Source organism: Streptomyces sp. 8K308, assembly GCF_004348315.1.
Classification (GTDB): domain Bacteria; phylum Actinomycetota; class Actinomycetes; order Streptomycetales; family Streptomycetaceae; genus Streptomyces.
In genome coordinates this window covers 1-1,800 of record NZ_SMKC01000591.1, presented here as the reverse complement: position 1 = coordinate 1,800, position 1,800 = coordinate 1, and the positions used below count along the sequence as shown (strand labels likewise).

Genomic DNA, 1,800 nt, shown 5'->3' with positions numbered 1-1,800 from the left:
CCGCCGAGCCGGCACCCCCACCACCCGTCCCGGCCGAGCCGCCGGCGGCCGAACGCGGCCCGCTGCGGGTGCTGTTCGGCTACGCCCGCCCCCACCGCCTGGTGCTGGCCGCCTCGTTGCTGCTCGTGTTGGCCGCCAGCGTCTCGGGGCTCGTCCAACCACTCGTCGCGCAACGGGTGTTGGAGTCCCTGGCGGCCGGCGAGAGCGCCGCTGGCCCGATCGTCTGGCTGGCCGCCCTGGTGCTGGCCGGCGCCGGCCTCACCGGGCTCCAGTCCTGGTGGCAGCAGCGCACCGCCGAGCGGGTGGTCCGCCAGGTGCGTCGCGACCTCGCCTTCCGGCTGATCCGGCTGCGGGTGCCCGAGCTCGACCGGCGCGCCCCCGGCGACCTGATCGCCCGGGTCACCTCCGACAGCACCCTGCTGCAGAACGCCGCCACCGAGGGCCTGGTCAACGTCGCCAACGGCACGCTCAGCATGGCCGGCGCCCTGGTCCTGATGGGCACCGTGCACGTCGGGCTGCTCGTCGTGACCGTGGCCGTGCTGCTGACCGTCACGGCCCTGCTGACGCTGGTGCTGCCGCGCATCAGGCAGGCGGTGTCCCGCGCCCAGGAGTCCGTGGGCGCGGTCGGCGCCGCCCTTGACCGGACGCTCGGCGCCGCCCGCACGGTCAAGGCCAACGGCGCCGAGGCCCGGGAGACCGCCGCCGCCGAGGAGGCGATCGACGGCGCCTACCGGGCTGGCCTCACCGGCGCCCGCTACGCCGCGTGGGTCCGGGTGCTGTCCGGCGTCTCCGTCCAGGCCGCCTTCCTCGCCGTGCTCGGCGTCGGCGGGGCGCTGGTCGCCTCGGGGGAGCTGACCGCCCCCGCGCTGATCGCCTTCCTGCTCTACGTCTTCTACCTGGCCAGCCCCATTGGCTCGCTGGTCGCCGGGCTCGGCACGCTCCAACTCGGTCTCGGCGCCGTCGGCCGCATCGAGGAGGTGGGCCGGCTGCCCGTGGAGGAGGACGTCGACCACGCCCCGCGCCGTGCCGGGGACCAGGGCCCGGCGCCCGCCGTGGAGTTCGACGACGTGTGGTTCTCCTACCCGGGCCGCGGCCCCGCGCTCAGCGGCGTCACCTTCACCGCGCCCGCCGGCGGCCAGACCGCCCTGGTCGGGCTTTCGGGCGCCGGCAAGACCACCACCTTCGCGCTGCTGCAGCGCTTCTACGAGCCGGCCGCCGGCCGGATCCGGATCGGCGGGGTGGACATCGCCGACCTCGGCCGCGCCGAGGTCAGGCGGCGCATCGCCTATGTCGAGCAGGACTCGCCGGTGATGGCCGGCACCCTGGAGGAGAACCTGCGCTATGCCCAGCCGGACGCCCCGCCGGAGGACATCGCCGAGGCGCTGCGGCTCACCCGCCTCGACGCCCTGGTAGCCCGGCTTCCCGAGGGGGTGCGGACCTCCGTCGGCACCCGGGGCGTCACCCTCTCCGGCGGCGAGCGGCAGCGCCTCGCCATCGCCAGGGCCCTGCTGCGCCGCCCCGAGGTGCTGCTGCTCGACGAGGCGACGGCCCAGCTGGACGCCAGGAACGAGCAGGCGCTGCGGGAGGCGGTGGACTCCGCGTCCCGACGCTGCACGGTCATCCTCATCGCCCACCGGCTCTCCACGGTCACCGGGGCCGACCGGATCGTGGTCCTCGAACACGGCCGGGTGCGGGCCACGGGCGGCCACGAGGAGCTGGTCGCCTCCGACGCGCTCTACCGCGAACTGGCCGCCTCCCAACTGCTGGTGGGGGAACTGCTGGTGGGGGAGGGGGACGAGG

Annotated in this window: 1 protein-coding gene; it reads left to right on the top strand. The window is 75.9% G+C overall.

All coding sequences use genetic code 11. From position 1 onward, the window contains the following. Window positions 1-68: 68 nt before the first annotated feature. A partial coding sequence (locus E1265_RS35965; RefSeq protein WP_243741355.1) for an ABC transporter ATP-binding protein occupies window positions 69-1,800 on the top strand: 1,732 nt, incomplete at its 3' end.